Genomic DNA, 2004 nt, shown 5'->3' on the forward strand with positions numbered 1-2004 from the left:
TTTTTGAATTTCTATCTTAACTGCAATACAAATTTAGATGACGTAATTATCGACCTGGACCCTTTATTTGAGAATAAAGAAGAAATTAATTTCTTTAATATTTCATCCATCTCGCCGAATCAAAAATTTATATTTTTAGCAAAAAACAAAAAAGTCTATTCTAAAATTTTAAAAAATTTTCACGGCGGAAGTTCTGCTATATTATTTAAGCCTATTAAAACAAGCGTTTTACTAGATAGTATCGCCATGCTATCTCCTAGCCAAGAAGCAAGCTTTTTAATGCTAAACAAAGAAATTAAGATAAATCTCGAAAAAGAGCAAATTTATAAAAATAACGAACAAATTTTCCTAACAAATTTACAGCATAAGCTGATCTTGCTCCTAGCCCAAAACGTAAATAATATAACCACTTTTTCAATGATAGAAGAGGTCGTTTATCACGACAAAATGAGTTCAAAAATAGCTATGCAAAATTTAGTAGGCGTATTAAAAAGAAATTTAAATCTTGATATAAAAAATATACATTCAAAAGGCTATATTCTCTATTCCTATTGACTTTTACTTTGATTTTATCAAAATCATGCTATCAATCTCTTTCTGGTCCGAAAACCACCTTTGTTTCTATAACTTTTGAGGCGCAACTGCATTTTTAATTAAATTTCAATAGAAGAGTAGGGTATATGACCGGGGATTTGCAGAGATATACCGAGAGTATTGAAGACGGTCTCAAGACGCTTAGGTTTATGGCTTATCGGAGTAGCCTTCGTCTGCTCTTTATTTTAGCTTATAGAGTATTGCAACGTCATTTCTTAAAAATCTCATTAAAAAACTACGAGTGCGGTTGATATATTTATCTATAGTTTTCATTTGCGATACCGTCTTAAAGCACATTTGTATTAAGTCTCGCGGCTAAAAAACACCTCGCAGAGCCGCCGTGCCCTCTACATGTCTGTACGGCAAGAAATAATGTACAAAGCTTGTGCAAGCACCCCCAGACACGCATATTTCGGCGCTTAGCTTATGTTTAACATGCGCGGAATCGAGACCCGGTACCTCTAATCTGCCGCTTTTGTAGCCGCTGTAGCCCATCTCTATCGGCACCTCTAGCTCGTCTTTTTCAAACACGACGCGCCCGCTTCGCACCTGCTCGAGCTTGATATTTTTTAGCACGATCCCGGGCGCACTCACATGGTCAAAATTTATACTTAGTTCATACGGGGCGCCGGTGGAGTTATCGTCCGAGAAGTCGGGCTCAGGCTCGCGCTCGTCGCGCCATAATCGTCTGCCGATAGTGGTAGCTCTTAAGCGGGCGCTGATGCTAAAATCCTCCAGATCCAGCGAAGCGCCGCTAAAATCGCGGATTAGCGCCCATGATACGACGGCGCGACCGAAAAATTTATCGGCGATCATATACGTGCCGAAAAGCGAGCTTATGACCACCCAAAACAGAAATATAAATTTAAAAACCTTGCGCAAAGCAAATACTAACGCTTTCATCTCTCTTCTTAAATTTAGTCTAAAATCCGCTCAAAATTATACTTCAAAGCTCCGCTATCGCGTGAAATTTAGCGCGGTAAATTCTACCGCGAGCAAATTGCAGATAGAATTTCGCCTTTTTGCCTTTTAATTCCGCTGCTGCGCGCATTGCACAGTTTTAATCGCGCAAAATTTCAGAGCATTAAATTCCGCGCTCATTGCATATCTTAAATTTGCGCCCGCATCGCGCTTACATCGACGCCTACACCGTGCACTTTCATACGGCGCCCGTGCTGCGCGCTTTAAATTCCTATATCTGCGCTGTGCGCCCGTATCCAATGCCGGCACTGCGCTTTAAATTCCGCGCCTGCCCGCTTTCTGCGATCGCAGAGCTCTTTAAATTTTACGCCTTTATCGTGGATAAATTTTAATCCCGCCGCCGTTGCGCGCCTTATTCTTTGCGCGCGGACTTAGTCGTGCGCCTAGGCGGCTTCATTTCAGTATCGTGCTCGCCAAGCTGAGTGGGCT

Annotated in this window: 3 protein-coding genes; 2 read left to right on the plus strand and 1 reads right to left on the minus strand. The window is 41.3% G+C overall.

The annotated features are described in order from the left end of the window. The coding region (locus Q0236_RS01185; protein ID WP_297914049.1) for a helix-turn-helix domain-containing protein at positions 1 to 555 on the plus strand (555 nt) is incomplete at its 5' end. 354 nt (positions 556 to 909) lie between these two features. Here Q0236_RS01185 and Q0236_RS01190 read toward each other — a convergent pair. Next, a complete protein-coding gene (locus tag Q0236_RS01190) occupies positions 910 to 1497 on the minus strand; it encodes a hypothetical protein (protein WP_297914052.1) in 588 nt (195 codons plus the stop codon). 197 nt (positions 1498 to 1694) lie between these two features. On the opposite strand from Q0236_RS01190, the gene Q0236_RS01195 reads away from it, so the two are divergent. After that, positions 1695 to 1907 (plus strand): hypothetical protein, encoded by a 213-nt coding sequence (locus tag Q0236_RS01195; protein ID WP_297914054.1) that lies wholly within the window; start codon positions 1695 to 1697, stop codon positions 1905 to 1907. The last annotated feature ends 97 nt before the right edge of the window (positions 1908 to 2004 follow it).

This window comes from uncultured Campylobacter sp. (assembly GCF_938031315.1).
Taxonomy (GTDB): Bacteria; Campylobacterota; Campylobacteria; order Campylobacterales; family Campylobacteraceae; genus Campylobacter_B.